The organism is Cereibacter sp. Soil_C_27 (assembly GCF_057657095.1).
The window spans coordinates 20849-34526 of record NZ_JBDGJD010000008.1 but is presented as its reverse complement, the minus strand read 5'-3'; the positions used below and the strand labels follow the sequence as shown (position 1 = coordinate 34526).

The 13678-nt window shown below is 60.2% G+C and carries 12 protein-coding genes; 5 read left to right on the top strand and 7 right to left on the bottom strand.

All coding sequences use genetic code 11. From position 1 onward, the window contains the following. The first annotated feature begins 396 nt into the window (after window positions 1-396). The 5 genes from AC3A5Z_RS21625 (at window position 397) to AC3A5Z_RS21605 (ending at window position 5144) form a co-directional block, all read left to right on the top strand. Window positions 397-717: an H-NS histone family protein gene (locus tag AC3A5Z_RS21625; protein WP_487521341.1), complete on the top strand. Its 321-nt coding sequence runs from the start codon at window positions 397-399 to the stop codon at window positions 715-717. Window positions 718-1217: 500 nt separating this feature from the next. Further along, window positions 1218-2369 carry a helix-turn-helix domain-containing protein gene (locus tag AC3A5Z_RS21620; RefSeq protein WP_487521340.1) on the top strand — a complete coding sequence of 384 codons (1152 nt, stop codon included), beginning with the start codon at window positions 1218-1220 and terminating at the stop codon, window positions 2367-2369. Continuing rightward, complete coding sequence (locus AC3A5Z_RS21615; RefSeq protein ID WP_010398640.1) at window positions 2369-2686, top strand: DUF4258 domain-containing protein; 318 nt, start codon at window positions 2369-2371, stop codon at window positions 2684-2686. The genes AC3A5Z_RS21620 and AC3A5Z_RS21615 overlap by 1 nt, the downstream gene beginning before the upstream one ends. A gap of 25 nt (window positions 2687-2711) precedes the next feature. Further along, window positions 2712-3137: a hypothetical protein gene (locus tag AC3A5Z_RS21610; RefSeq protein ID WP_487521339.1), complete on the top strand. Its 426-nt coding sequence runs from the start codon at window positions 2712-2714 to the stop codon at window positions 3135-3137. A gap of 72 nt (window positions 3138-3209) precedes the next feature. Next, window positions 3210-5144, top strand: coding sequence for a nuclease-related domain-containing DEAD/DEAH box helicase (locus AC3A5Z_RS21605; protein ID WP_487521338.1), 1935 nt, complete (start codon window positions 3210-3212; stop codon window positions 5142-5144). A gap of 257 nt (window positions 5145-5401) precedes the next feature. On the opposite strand, the gene AC3A5Z_RS21600 is transcribed toward AC3A5Z_RS21605, so the two are convergent. The 7 genes from AC3A5Z_RS21600 to AC3A5Z_RS21570 form a co-directional block, all read right to left on the bottom strand. Next, a complete protein-coding gene (locus AC3A5Z_RS21600) occupies window positions 5402-5566 on the bottom strand; it encodes a hypothetical protein (RefSeq protein ID WP_018065899.1) in 165 nt (54 codons plus the stop codon). A 390-nt stretch (window positions 5567-5956) separates the two neighbouring features. Next, window positions 5957-6430 carry a hypothetical protein gene (locus AC3A5Z_RS21595; RefSeq protein WP_487521337.1) on the bottom strand — a complete coding sequence of 158 codons (474 nt, stop codon included), beginning with the start codon at window positions 6428-6430 and terminating at the stop codon, window positions 5957-5959. A 99-nt stretch (window positions 6431-6529) separates the two neighbouring features. Next, window positions 6530-8701, bottom strand: a complete 2172-nt coding sequence (locus AC3A5Z_RS21590) for a ParB/RepB/Spo0J family partition protein (RefSeq protein WP_487521401.1) — start codon at window positions 8699-8701, stop codon at window positions 6530-6532. Between the two features lie 127 nt (window positions 8702-8828). After that, the gene (locus tag AC3A5Z_RS21585; RefSeq protein ID WP_487521336.1) at window positions 8829-9941 is read right to left on the bottom strand and encodes a helix-turn-helix domain-containing protein; all 1113 of its coding nucleotides are present in this window, start codon (window positions 9939-9941) and stop codon (window positions 8829-8831) included. 203 nt (window positions 9942-10144) lie between these two features. Further along, a complete protein-coding gene (locus tag AC3A5Z_RS21580; RefSeq protein ID WP_487521335.1) occupies window positions 10145-11074 on the bottom strand; it encodes a ParB/RepB/Spo0J family partition protein in 930 nt (309 codons plus the stop codon). After that, window positions 11064-12209 (bottom strand): plasmid partitioning protein RepA, encoded by a 1146-nt coding sequence (repA, locus tag AC3A5Z_RS21575; RefSeq protein ID WP_487521334.1) that lies wholly within the window; start codon window positions 12207-12209, stop codon window positions 11064-11066. Before repA ends, AC3A5Z_RS21580 begins: the two co-directional genes overlap by 11 nt. A gap of 293 nt (window positions 12210-12502) precedes the next feature. Next, the gene (locus AC3A5Z_RS21570) at window positions 12503-13387 is read right to left on the bottom strand and encodes a recombinase family protein (protein WP_487521333.1); all 885 of its coding nucleotides are present in this window, start codon (window positions 13385-13387) and stop codon (window positions 12503-12505) included. Between the last annotated feature and the right edge of the window lie 291 nt (window positions 13388-13678).

Sequence of the window (13678 nt, the reverse complement as noted above, 5' to 3'; positions counted from 1 at the left end):
ACCGTCCCTTCGACAAGACCCGGAAAAAGCCCGTCGGGTGACGCGTGCACGGTGGACGGAACGGACGCCGGAAACCCCCAGAGGACCGGGGTGGAGCGGGCAGCCCCAAAGGGGCAACACGGCCCGGACTGACGCGGGGTTGCGCGCAGGAGACCGAACGGGATTAGGGGATTGTCAGTCGAAGGGATGGCCCAGGAGACAGAGATGCGCGGGGAGCCCATGCCAGTACTTGTCACCTTGCCGATCCGGACTGTCTGACCCCCAGTTCAGCACCTCCCTGGCGGCGAAAACGGCGATCAACAGCCTTTGCCACCCCTGCCCCAGCCTTCCGGGAGTTGCGGCCCCCTGCCGCGACAGGCTATCGATGCCGGATCATTCAGGACACGGACCGCATCAATGGCTGATTTAGATCTCGAGGCACTGTCGCTCAGCGAGCTGAAGAAAATGCAGAAGGACGTCGCCAGGGCGATCTCCACATTCGAGGATCGCCAGAAGGCGGAAGCCCGCGCCAAGGTGGAAGCTCTCGCCCGGGATCTGGGCTACTCCCTGGCCGAACTCGTCGGCACCGAGACGAGAGCCACCCGCGCGCCTGCCGTAGCGAAATACCGTCACCCTGAGAACGCGGCTCTCACTTGGTCCGGCCGGGGAAGGAAACCGCAGTGGTTCATTGAGGCTTTGGAGGCAGGAAAGACCACGAGCGACCTAGCCATCAGTTGAAGGCTTGACCTACGCGATCGGCCCTTAACGGACATTCGACCATCATCGATGCTGCAAGGTACCGCTTCGAAGCGGCCGTACATTCTATCGCACAGCAGGTCGCTGCCGCTGCTGACGTCGATGCGGACAAACCTGCCGGACAATGGCGCGATGACCCGCATCTGCGATCCCGGCCTTCCTCCAGTTGTCAGTTGCGGCCGCCAAACTCGCTGACCAGCCTCTCCGACCGTCAGACTTCAGCCCCCTGATAGCATAATGCTGGTCGATCAACTCGGCCCGCAGCTCAGTCTTGGCCGCCCGTGGATGCGATTGTTCGAATCAGTATCCTGCTGAAGCATATTCGACGGGCTTTTATGACACTTTTTGTCCAACGTTCTGTTCAAAACTTCTTCCATTCGGAACTTAACGGCGAGTAACGGCCGAAATCCCGCCAAAATATGACATCTAACAATATCAATAAATGTCTGGCACCTTGAGGACAGCTACGGAGGTGTATCAGAATGGCGTTGGATCGGGAAAAGCTCAGAGCTTTGATGAAAGCTCGTGGTGTCACACAGAAGGACATCAAGGAAGCGACAGGCAAGGATGCGCGGACTGTCAGCCGGTGGATGAGTGGCGGGAACGTCCCGAAGGATCGAGATCTCCGCATCATCGCAGAGCTTTTGAGCTGTGAGCCGGTCGCGTTCTACAAGAATTTCGTTGACGTGCCCGATGGGAGGGTGGCCATCCATGCCTCTGTTTCGGTTGCATCGTACAATGCTTTTGAGGTGATGGGGTTACGCTACGCAGTGACGCAGCGCGACATTATCGAGATTGCCCCCGTTCTCTTCTCCATCCTGGCCGGTCATGCCATCCGGGTCCCGGAGCAGGATCTGGACGCGTGGCGGACTGCAAAGAAGGCCGGTCTGTATGTGCACATCGGTGGTAATGCTGAGGAAGGGGAAGGGTTTAACCTTGATCAGCGCGCCGCTGGCCAGCGTAAGTGCTTTGGCATCGCGGCAAAATCTGAAGACGCTACACCTCGCAACCTTTTCGCGGTGGCGCTGCGGCGGTTGTGTCAAGACCTCAAGGGGATCGTGGATGCGACATCCATGCACGAACCCGATGCCGGAACGCCATTGAAGGCCGTCGGCTTCAACGTCGACCCTGAAATCCTGTCGCTTCTTGCAGAAGAGGATGCAGAGAGGGTTTCTGACTTTACGACCGGTCGGCTCCGCCTGCCGGCTCGCGAGACCCTAGAGCGTTTCGGCATGCGGGCCGTCGAAGAGGAGGTTCTGCGCCAGGAGAGTGCGCGAGACGCAAAGCTAGCAGAGCTGCGTCAAGAAAGTTTGGGGAAACTGTCCGCCTGGCAAGCAGCCTATGCGGCCGACAACCCTGAGCTGGACGCAGAGTATCAGTTCTTGGCCGCGCGCTACTTCGAGCCGGAGGGGCATATTGCAGAAGGCCTTTCTGCCGAGGAGCGCGATGCCGCCTACGCCGATCCCTTCAATGCAGAGCGTGTGCTGAAGAAGGGTTGTTCCCCTCATTACTTTGGCCTCCTTGGCAAACCGGATCCGGCCGCAGAAGCGCAGGCGCGTCAGGTCGCGCGTCTAGAGGAGCTGGAGCGGCTTCGTCAGGCCAGCAAGCGGGCCTTTGACAAGGAGGCTGTGTGATGCAGGTGCAATCAGCCTATCGCTACAGCCGGCATGCCATCTGCCGGCTCGCGCAGCGCGGAGTCTCTGCAGAAGCCATGCGCATTCTGCTGGAACATGGCAGAACCTACAATGCTGGCCAAGGCTGCTCCTATGTTCAACTGTCCAGAGCGGACCTAAGCAGGTTGGCAGCAGAAGGCGCATCTGAGGGAACATTGCGCAGTCTTGCGCGGCTGCAAGCGGTGGTGAGCGATGAGGGCGAGGTCGTGACCTGCTACCATGCCAGCGACCGCCGTCTTGTCAGCAGCCGTCGCCGCCCCTCGTTCAAATATCACTAACATCCTCTGGCGTGGAGATTTCCTAATGACCCAGCATGTTCTCATTCTTGAATCGACCAAGTTTCACCATGCAAAGCGCCAATGGCGCATCGAAGTAGGCAGATTCACGCTGTTGCGCCTGACCTATGGCCAGACGGGTGGCGCCTTGAAAACAGCAACGGCGTGGGATGGTTGGGGGAGACCCGTCTTTCCGGATCCTGCGCGCCTTATCGAGGCTATGGCAGTCAGTGTCGAAAACCTGGCGGATCCGCAGGTGGATCTTTGGTTGGATGAAGATGCAAAGGGAAGGCAGTTTCTTGAGTTTAGCGCCACAGCTAGCTTGAGCGACTTCTTTGAAGGCGCTGCGCTTATTGCGGCCGAGATGGCGGCCATTCTGAGCCGACCAGCGCGACTGAATAGCTCTTCTGGACGGCTAGCTTGCGCAAACGGTGCCCTTGTCGCCGCTGCTTGAGTGGCGCCGCTGCGTATTGCACCGATATTTCCCACCATATTTCGGACGAACTTCGTCCTTAAGAGAGTAGCCATGCGCATTATCGAACCGCCTCGCGATCAGCACCCCCACTTACGCCAACCTTTGACGGCTGGCGAGCTGCGCGTGCTTGACATGCTGGATGACAAGTTGCCTCCAGAGTGGGAAATTTATCTTCAGCCGTATTTCAACGGGCTGAAGCCTGATTTCGTACTGCTTGAGCCGAATGTGGGGATCGGCGTCATCGAGGTGAAGGACTGGAACCTTGATGCGATGCCCTATTTTGTCAAAGAATACAGTAGTCGGCGGAAAGAGCTTTATGCGACAGGGGCGGATGGCCGTGATTTTCGTATAGAAAATCCTTTCGCGAAAATCCGGCGCTACAAGGAAGCGATCTACTCGGTCTATTGCCCGCGTCTGGCTGAGAAGTATGGCTTTGGAACGATTAACGGAGCCCTGGCTTTCACCGCGGCAGACCGGGAAAGGGTTCTACTACTGCAAGAGCCGTTCCTGCGCTCGGGAGAGCACGACAGGCGCCATGAGTACTGGCCCGTCATCGGCCGTCGTGAGCTGGCTGAGGGCCGTGTCGAAACGCTGCTTCCCCTTCTGAATCGCAAGGGAAAATCCTATATGCGCCCTGACCTGGCAGATGATCTACGCGGATGGTTGGTCGAGCCGGACTTCTCTCAGGCCCAGAGAATGCCGCTGGAAATGGATCAGAAGCAACGCGAACTGGCGCAGACGCGGACCAAAAGCGGCTATCGGCGCCTGAAGGGGGCTGCTGGTTCAGGGAAGTCCCTGGTGCTTGCTGCAAAGGCCGCCAAGCTGGTCGATGAAGGCAAGGATGTGCTGGTTGTCACCTTCAATATGACACTTTGGCATTACTTGCGCGATCTGGTGACGCGGGCGCGCAAGGGAGGGCGGCGCGGTGGCACTTTGACCTTCACGCATTTTCATAGTTGGTGCCGGGATGTCTGCCAGATCTCTGAAGCGTTCAGCGATGAATACGCTGCTATTATGCAGCCCGTTGCTGAGATCACGAATATGAAGCTGCCGGCGCGGGAAGAACAAAGAAGACTGCAGCCCATTTTGCCGCCGATCTTAAATGACAAAGTGCCAGCGCTTGCACGAAGAGCGGCGACTGCCTTGGTGGATGAAGAGAAATACGACGCACTTTTAGTAGATGAGGGTCAGGATTACTTGCCCCTTTGGTGGAATGCGCTGCGTGCTGGGTTACGACCCGGCGGCGAGGCCTTGCTTGTGGCCGACAGCTCGCAAGACCTTTACGGATCAGCGCAAAGCTGGACGGAAGTGGCGATGACGGGGGCGGGGTTCGCAGGGGAGTGGGCGACACTGGATGTCAGCTATCGGCTTCCACCGAAGCTCTTGACGCTGAGTCAGGATTTCGCAAAGCGGTTCCTGCCCGAAGCGACACGCATCATCCCAGAGCCGGAGAATGACGAGCTTGACTACTATCCTTGCGAGTTGCGCTGGACTCAGTGTGATGAGCAGGAGGCGGCGAACACCTGCGTCAATTCTGTCCTGAGTTTCATGAAGCAGACTGGCTTGGCCTCGGGTCTGTCTAATTCGGACATCGTCCTGCTGACCGAGAGCCATGAAGTTGGTCGGCAGATCGTTGAAGAGCTGGATCGTGAGCCCTACGGGATTTCATGCACGCACATCTTTGCGGAAGGTAAGCTCGAGCAGGATCGTCGAAAGATGGCTTTCTTTGTGGGCCAGCCGCGCGTCAAGGCCGCCACCATTCACAGCTTCAAGGGGTGGGAAAGCCGAATGTTGGTCCTACATCTGAACAAAGCCATCCGATCCGAGGATCTGGCTGGGGCCTATGCGGCGATCACGCGGCTGAAGCGGGATGTACGCGGTAGCTACATCACCGTAGTTTGCTCGGCTCCTCAACTAGCCGATTATGGAAGGACTTGGCCGATCTTTGAGGACATGGCCCGACCGCACGTGCATGGCGGCACCTAAAATCTGCGCAGTGGCCCGCAACAAGGCGCAGGGCAGGTCCTCCGCTGCGACGTACATAACGCCGCTTCAACGGAATTGCCGCGGCCGCCACGCTGTGCTGCCGTCCGTCAGCGTTTCGTCCAACGCGAATGCACCAAGAACAGTGCCGAGTCGATGACTGGCGCGCGTTTGAACGGCCTCGCCGGCAACTCGATCGGCGATAGGCCCAGTGGCGCGCCTGCGCCGCGCCTGGACCCTAGAGAAGTGAGGCCGAAGCCTCACCCAAAGGGATCGTGCTCTCCCACGATCACGACCTCGTCGCCGTCGATTTCATCGGCGGGGACGGCGCCGAAGGTTCCATCCCCTGCCTGGAAGACGACGATCGAGACCATGAGCGTGGCGGCGAGGGAGGCGGCGAAGGCGTGTGCATCTTTGCGGGACATCTGTTTGGCTCCTGTCTTGGAGGCGGGGGACCATCCCCCGCGCGACAGGACCCCGAAGGCCCGAAGACTGGCTGACATCACCGGGTGCGTTCGGCTCGCCCGAATTGACCCGGCGGCACGGGCTTGCCCGTAGTCCGACCCCTCGCGGGTTGATCTCGAAGACAGGATTCGGGGCAAGGAAGGGAATGGCGAGCGGGGGATGGTGCCCCAACGTCAGGAGCCGATTGTCCCGCTGATGCCTGGAACACCGCCAGCCTCTAGGGCATATGCTACTGGTCGATGGCTACCGTCTTGGGGGATGGAACCTTCGGCGCCCCGCGATTTCGCGGGACGAGGGTGTGGTAAGTGAGAGGCCTGCCGGTGGGTGGGCCCCTCACGCCTTGTCAGGGCTCAGGCGGCCAGGTCCGCGCCCCCTGCCCTATCGCCGTCCTCGGCACCGACGATTTCGAACCGTGCATTGCGATAGCCTTCCCGCGCAATCCAGATCTCCGCTGCGGTGACGGACTCCGCCAGATGCAGCAGTTCGCTGTTGCCGCCAAAGTCCAGCAGCACGCGCACCTGCCCGGGCTTCGGTTCCTCGGCCACTTCGAAGTTCAGTCGGCTGTCTGCCGAATGGCTGCGCATAATGGTGACAAGAATGACCCAGTCCGAGGAGAAGTTTCCCTCATGCAGCGTGAAGGAGGCCGGAGCAGTCCAGGTCGGATAGACCCGGGGCGGTTCCTTCTTCACGAGACGGCCGACGCCGTTCGAGCGCTCCCAGGCCGCGAGCTTCTTCGTGAAACGCGCCGGCGGCCTGGCACTGCCGTCGGTGTAGCGGATCAGTGCCCCGAGAGGGGCTGAGTTGATGATGTTCGTTGCAGACATGATTTCTCATCCCGAATGCGAGTATTCGCATTCATCATATTGATATTGCGGTGTTTTGTTGTAATGAGGGCGGGTTTCCCCGCCCCCGGATGGCTCAGATCACTCCGCAGCCATCATTGACGCGGCGCTTTCCGGCAGACCGGCAGTCAGGAAGGCGGGGAGATCGACCTCTTCGGGCTGTCCAGCGTCCTCCCCCTGCCCTTCTGCGATCACCTCGCCGCCCAATGCGACCAGATCGACCCGGCGCAGAACCTCGGGCAACCACCCGCTTCCCTTGAGGAGCCGCTCGGCTTCTGTGGCCATCTCGCCCTTCTTCAGGTGATCGAGCAGCTGCGCGGTCCCTTCACCCTTCGCCTCGCGCACGGCCTCGAGGATCCGGGCCTTGGGCACACGGTTGAGATAGCCATCGACCGTCGGCTCCCAGCCCGCCTCGACCATGTCGAGATCGACAGCACGCGCCACCAGATCGGCATGGGCCATGCGGCGTGTCAGACCGCTGGCGGAGATGCCCGCACCATAGGGGTTCACCTTCTCATGGAGCGCGTTGACGCCGAAGCTGAGGCAATGCGCCAGCAGAGCCAAACGGCTGCCCTGGTCGAGCACGGTCATATAGTCCCAGAGCGCGACATCGTCGCCGAGAGGCAGATCGGCCTCCCACGCCGCGTGACGCTCGTCGACCAGCTTGGCCACGACGCTGTCCTTCAGATCGGGCGCCTGCGCCGACATGTACACATGGCGCACCGAGGCTTCGAGACAGCTGCCTGAGGACGAGGAGGTGCGGAAGGTATCCGTCACCAGCTTCAGGAGCAGCAGCGTCAGCGCCACGTCCGGCGAGCGCCCGATGGCTTCGCGCAGCGCGAGGGTCCGGTGGGCCGTCAGTTCCATTACCAGCCGCTCGGGCAGCGGCTTCAGCGCGCCATCGTCTTCCTCCTCGGGCGCATCCGCGCCGATCGGTTGACCACCCGAGGTGATGACGGTGCCCCCAGCGGAGGTCGCTGCCGAATTCCAGCCCGAAACACCGACATCACCCCCCTGCCCCATGGCATCCGCGCCACCACCATCCTGGACCGCGGACTCCTCGCGCGGCTCGTCCTCGGGCCGGACGTATCCGCGATAGACCGCAAGGCTGCCATCCCGATCCAGCGTGACGAAGACGCCCGCGCGCCCGACCTCGGCCGGATCGTAGATCAGCGGCCGCTGCTCGAGCGCTTCCATCGCCATTTCCAGCTGACCGAGCCGAGCGTCGATCTCCTCGGGGTATTCGTCCTGGCCGGAGTATTCCTCCTCCAGCTCCCGGTACTCGGCGAGGAGCACAGCGTGGGCAGCGCTTTCCTCGTCGGTCATTTGTGCCGGGTCACCGGCCAGGCGCCGCAGACCATAGCTGTAGCCATAGGGCAGGTCAGTCGCCACCTCGATCCACTTCCAGCCCTCTGTGGCGAGCGCTTCGGCCTCAGCCTGAAGCTTCTCAGCCACCAGCCGGTCCAGAAGAGCAGGGTCCTCGAGCCAGCCACCATCGTCGCCTTGGAAGAGATCGCGCAGCACAACGCCACCTGCCGCCTCATAGGCATCGACGCCGACGAAGACCGCACGACGATCTGAAGCCCGGACCGAGGTTTCCGTCAACATGCGCCGGATGGCATAGGGCTCCTTGTTCCAGGAATTCTTCACCGCGTCCCAGACCTGCGCCTGACGTTCATGATCCGGGTTCACCGTGAAGGCCATCAGCTGTTCCAGCGTCATCCCATCCTCGGCAAAGACCTCAAGCATGGCAGGGGCCACGGAAGCGAGTTTCAGGCGCTGCTTCACGATCTGCGGCGTGACAAAGAAGGCTGCCGCAATCGCTTCCTCGCCCTGGCCCTTTTCGCGCAGGGCCTGGAACGCACGGAACTGGTCGAGCGGATGCAGGGCAACGCGCTGCATATTCTCCGCCAGCGAGTCGTCCTCGGCGAGGATCTCCGACGCAGCATCCCGCACAATGCAAGGGATCGGCGCCGACTTCGCCAGCCGCTTCTGCTTCACCAGTAGCGACAGCGCTTGGAAGCGACGACCACCGGCCGGGATCTCGAACATGTCGGTCTCGACCCCATCGGCATCGAGCATGGGCCGGACGTTCAAGCCCTGCAGCAGGCCGCGGCGCGCGATGTCTTCGGCCAGTTCCTCGACCGAGACGCCTGCCTTGATGCGACGCACGTTGGACTGGCTCAGCACGAGCTTGTCGAAGGGGATGTCCCGTGAGGGGGACAGGATGACTTTCTGGGCTGCTTTCGCCATCAGATCTTCTCCACGACGGGCGCCGGAAGCCAATCTCCCGATCTCACCTCCCGTCACCCCTCAAACCCCCAAGCTTTCACTCTCTTCGGCGTTCTTGACCGCGGTCAAGAAGTCAAAGCTGCATGTTCTATGCGCCCAGGATCGTTTCAAAGTATGCCTCAGGCTGCCTGATCGTTTCTCCTTTTCCCAACAGGTAATCTAAGATCACTAGAAGCCTTCCAGCGCCGGTTTTCTGGAGGCCACGCATCAGCTTTTCTTGGCGTATTCTAAGCAATCGCCCGATATCGAGGAGAACGCGGTTGAGGGCTTCTCCTGTTCGAGGTGGGTCTGGAAAGAAGTCAGAGACATGTGTGAAGTCTGTCCATGACATTTTTGCAGGGTCCCGGTTCATGGAAGGCCCCGCAATGTGTTGGTCTGCACTGGTCTGCTTTGTCTGCGCGTCTTTCTTAAAAAGTTCTTTTTTTATGGACTCTATCTGCCGGTCATTTTGTCCGTTTCTGGCGGACATTTTGCGCGTGCAGTTATGGCTGAGGGCTTGGTCGCGTGATTGGATTTCGTCCAAGGCCGCGCTTGAACTCTCGCACTCTCCGTAGCTCTGCGCGGCGTTCGCTCCGAGTTCGCGGAGATCAGCGATGATCTGCAAGATTGCATCAACCGTGAGGGTTGCTCGTCGGAGGATGTTCCTGATCGCTCCGAGTGAGGACAACCGCGCTTCGTCGAGGCGCTGGTCCTGAAGGAGGGATGCGCGCAGTGCTAGTGCTTCTGCCCTGAGGGAGCGAAGGCGTTCACGCTTCTCCGCAACCTTCAACGCTTCGGCCGCCAGTGTGTCGTGGTTCTGTATCAGTGGGTTCAGGTCGATCCCGAACGCGTCTCGGATGATGCCGCCATACCGCAGGGGGAAGCGTTTGCCGTTTGCCGACTTCTTCCGGTCGATGAGGCCGGCTGCGTCAAGACGGCCCAAGCAGCGACGTAGGGTCCTCTCATCGACGCCGTTTGCGCGTTCAGACAAGGAGGCGTTGGAGGGGAACACAACGGTAAGTTTGGGTGGGGTCTCACCATTTGTGGTTTCTCGATCACGGGGAAGAAAGCTGATCAGGGCCGTCAAGACCGTGATGTCGTTGCTCGTCAGGCCAAGTTCTTTCCGCAGGGCGCGTACCGGTCCCAGAAGTTCGTAGATAGTAGGGCAGGCAATAGCTCTCGGTTCCGCCATGGCGGTTCGTGTTTGGGTTACATGTCTCATGGTGTTTCGGAAGAAAAAGCTTCCCCGGTCACCGCGAGCGGTGTTGAACTCGATTCGTTTTGGGGGTATCAATCAGGTGTCGAGACTGATTGAGGCCCTTCGGAAGCACCGCTTTCGGGGGGTCTTTCCTTTTCTAGCCGGTCCTCCTTTCGTTTGCTGCTCGTTGCTCTTGATGTCTTGACCGCGGTCAAGACACGGGGTCGTCACTCTGGGCCATCTTGACCGCGGTCAAGAAGCTCGCTGATCAGCTTCCGGATGGCGTCTTCAACGCGCGGGGCAAGGTCAGCGTCCACATCGATGGTGATGCGGTTGCCTTTGCGGCCGATCTTCACGCGCTCACTTTGCTCAACCTTGGGTGTAGTTGCCTTGGCGGCCGTGAGCAGCGTAACCGCTGCGTCAAGTCGGTCTGGGCCTGGCAAGTTGCGGGGGATTTCACGGGCAACTTCTCTGGCTCTCGCGACGTCCTTCTCGCACAGCCTGAAAAGCTTCTCCCAGACTCGCCGACCAACGCCGTGTGCAGGTCCGATTGCATGGATCAGCTCCATCGGAATGCCGGTGGCGATACGGTTCATCCGCGAGACGAGCGACTCGTCGATCTGAAGTGCCCGATAGGCGATGGTCTGGGCGTTCTTGCGTGTCTCGTCAGTTTTACCAAGTTCCCGAATGATCCCAGCGACGAACAGGGCCCTCTCGATAAACGAGGGGTCTTGGCGGGCATTGTTCTCTACGCCCTGGGCGATCAGTGCTTCCTCTTCGGTCATCTCCATGACCGTGGCGCGCACTTTCTGACCAAGTTCACGACAGGCGAGAAGCCTGCGGCGCCCATAGACGATCTCGAGTGCGCCATCCTGGGTTCGGCGGACAAGAACCGGAACCTTTTGCCCGTGCTCACGGATCGACGCGACGAGCTCCTCGAGGCCATCGCTCGGATCGATGCGATCCATGACCGCGGACATTCGCACAGTGCTCGGGTCGATCAAGCGCGTGGCGTGTTTGTCTTCTTCCAACACCGATGCTTGCGCTCGAGCGACAGTTGGGCTCGTGCGCTTCAGATCGATATCCGCATCCTCATCCGACGTTGACGCTTTACCCATCGCGTTCTTGAGTGAGTCCCCGAAGACCTTACGCGCCATGGCTACGCCCCCATGCCTTGAGGATTTCGCGCTCAACTTCGTCGGTCACGCGTGAAACGGACTCGATCGCACGCTCGTATGTTCTGCGGTTCACGTCGCGAGGTTCGACCTCAAAGATGCTCTGTTGGGTGTTTGCGGCATCACCTACCGCCGTCGACTTCAGGAACTCGGCAGGGAGGACCGCATCGCCAAGGACCGTCCGAAGCAGAGAAGAGATCTGGACCTGTGGACCGTCGGTGTTCTCGTACCGGGTGATCAGCACCCGAACGAAGTTCAGGCCGTGCTCGGGAGCATGCGCCTCGACGACGCCCATCAGGTTGCTCGCCATGCCGAGAAAGCTTGCCAGAGACATCACATCAAGCATGGACGCGTTGAGCGGGATCAGGACCCCAGTGGAAGCAAAGAGGGCGGAGATCACCGAGAAGTTCAGCTGCGGCGGGGTGTCGAAGATCACCACATCATATCGGCTCAGGACAGGCTCAAGCGCTTCACGGATCCGACTGTGGAAGGTGGTGGCGCCGTGTCTGAAGCTCAAAGCGACCTCGAACTCGTACTCCATGATGTCCATGGAGGCCGGGATCAGATCCACTGTCGGGAAGTTCGTTTTGCGAATGATATCTGAGGCGGGCAGGGGCCCCTCGGATCGGATCAGATCGTAGGACGTCGGCATGTCCGGATCGAGCTCAGGGGTAACCCCGAACAGGTTTGTCAGACTTGCCTGGCTGTCGAGGTCGATAAGCAGGACCCGATAGCCGCGAAGGCCCAGAAGCTGACCAACATGAGCAACGGTCGACGTTTTTGCGCTGCCGCCCTTCAGGTTGAAGATCGTCACGACCTGGCACGGTTCGCCGGCTCTTCTGTGAGGGTGTTCATCGGGCTTGATCCTACCCGTCTCAAGAAGGACGCGTTGGGCTTCGACCATGTCCTCGGCAGAGAAGCTGCGGCGGTTGCCACCCTCGAGCACGCCCTCCGGAAAGCCTTCGAGATTTGACACATGATGGCGGAAGGTGTTCTGGTTGATCCGAAGCAGATCGGCGGCTTCCCGCATCGCGAAGCGACGGAGACCCTTCTGGGCATCCGGTGGGAACGTCTCCTGCGCATGATCACGCAACCGGCTCCCGAGCCGCTTGGACATGACATCGAATCTTTGAGAGGCCCGTATCCCGCTCATCACTGCCCTCAAGTCTTTATTGTTTTGCAGACCTTAACAGTTTTGGTGAGTAAATCCAATCCAATCCGTTGAGCGGCCTAGAAGCGTTGAGGCGGCAGATTTCTGACGAGAAAAAACTGTGAAGTATCAGAGCCTTGGGTAACCTTGTTCGCGGAGCACTTCAACAGTTCGTAGCCCGCGATGTTATGGCCACAACATGTATTGTCGACGCCTACGTAACGCAGATCTTCAGAATCGCGCGACCGATTCCCACGACTTCACGCAAGCAGCCCCAGTCTCTCAGCCCTCTCCAGTAGCATCTTCACGGATGACGGCTGCCAGCTTGTCCGCCCGCGGGGTGTTCGCTCGCGCATGGCTTCCAGCCGGGTGCAAATCGCTTGAAGCGTGATGTCGGGGTCCGCGCCCTTGATGGCGGCGACGATGGCAGGCAGGCGGTCGTCGGTTTCGCGGCGGCCGGCGCGGTCCAGTACCGTGGGCGGTAGGAAGCCGTCCCGGACATAGGCGTTGACCGCGCGCAAAAGGCGGCTTTGCGTCCATTGGCGCTCGCGGGGCAGGGGGCCGTTGACGATGCGCACTACGTCTTCCCAGGCCAAGTCCGGGCGCAGGCGGCGAACATGGGGAACCCAGTCCTGTGCCGTCTCGTTCAGGCGTTCCATGTAGCCATCCTGCCGTGCCAACCGCACCTTGCGCAGCGCCGCCGGATCCCGCGCGCGCAGGCCCGGATTTCCGCCAACCCGGCCTTTGGTCCGTGCGCTGGCCAGCCCGGCCTTGGTGCGTTCGCGGATCAGGGCGCGCTCAAACTCGGCTGCGGCACCCAGGACCTGCAGTGTGAATTTGCCCTGTGGCGAGGACGTGTCGATCGGGTCCATGATCGAGCGGAAGAAGGCGCCTTTCGCCTCCAGCCGCTCGATCACTTGCAGCAAATGCGAAAGCGACCTCGCCAGACGGTCGATGCGCACCACCACCAGCGTGTCGCCCTTGGCGATCCGCTCGAGCACGCGGGCCAGCACGGGCCGCGCGCGGTTCCCTCCCGATGCTTGTTCTTCATGGATCTCGACGCAGCCTGCGGATTTCAGGGCCTGCGACTGGGGCAGGGGGGTCTGATCCTCGGTTGAGACGCGCGCATAGCCGATCAGGGGCATCAAAACAGGCCGTTTGCAGTTTCATATACCACTAATAAACGACCGTTTGTAAACGGTGGCAACTGGCATTTAACGATCCCACTGCGGGCAAAGCGTATGTTTTTTCGTCGAAAGGCACTGATTTATAGTGCCTCAGCGTCAGAAGCCTGAGGCTCTCAAGCGTTGGGATAGCGCGACGCGACATTTTCTTAACGAGGTCAAATTCGTTGCCGTTCGAGCGCGCAAGCAAGTGGATTTAAGGACCGAAAGAATATATTTACTATAGACAAGTTGTTAATATTTTTAGGCTGA

What these genes read in the sequence shown, in the direction of transcription:
- AC3A5Z_RS21625 (WP_487521341.1), top strand. Translation starts at nt 397, where the DNA reads ATGGCTGATTTAGATCTCGAGGCACTGTCGCTCAGCGAGCTGAAGAAA.
- AC3A5Z_RS21620 (WP_487521340.1), top strand. Translation starts at nt 1,218, where the DNA reads ATGGCGTTGGATCGGGAAAAGCTCAGAGCTTTGATGAAAGCTCGTGGT.
- AC3A5Z_RS21615 (WP_010398640.1), top strand. Translation starts at nt 2,369, where the DNA reads ATGCAGGTGCAATCAGCCTATCGCTACAGCCGGCATGCCATCTGCCGG.
- AC3A5Z_RS21610 (WP_487521339.1), top strand. Translation starts at nt 2,712, where the DNA reads ATGACCCAGCATGTTCTCATTCTTGAATCGACCAAGTTTCACCATGCA.
- AC3A5Z_RS21605 (WP_487521338.1), top strand. Translation starts at nt 3,210, where the DNA reads ATGCGCATTATCGAACCGCCTCGCGATCAGCACCCCCACTTACGCCAA.
- AC3A5Z_RS21600 (WP_018065899.1), bottom strand. Translation starts at nt 5,566, where the DNA reads ATGTCCCGCAAAGATGCACACGCCTTCGCCGCCTCCCTCGCCGCCACG.
- AC3A5Z_RS21595 (WP_487521337.1), bottom strand. Translation starts at nt 6,430, where the DNA reads ATGTCTGCAACGAACATCATCAACTCAGCCCCTCTCGGGGCACTGATC.
- AC3A5Z_RS21590 (WP_487521401.1), bottom strand. Translation starts at nt 8,701, where the DNA reads ATGGCGAAAGCAGCCCAGAAAGTCATCCTGTCCCCCTCACGGGACATC.
- AC3A5Z_RS21585 (WP_487521336.1), bottom strand. Translation starts at nt 9,941, where the DNA reads ATGAGACATGTAACCCAAACACGAACCGCCATGGCGGAACCGAGAGCT.
- AC3A5Z_RS21580 (WP_487521335.1), bottom strand. Translation starts at nt 11,074, where the DNA reads ATGGCGCGTAAGGTCTTCGGGGACTCACTCAAGAACGCGATGGGTAAA.
- repA (WP_487521334.1), bottom strand. Translation starts at nt 12,209, where the DNA reads ATGTCCAAGCGGCTCGGGAGCCGGTTGCGTGATCATGCGCAGGAGACG.
- AC3A5Z_RS21570 (WP_487521333.1), bottom strand. Translation starts at nt 13,387, where the DNA reads ATGCCCCTGATCGGCTATGCGCGCGTCTCAACCGAGGATCAGACCCCC.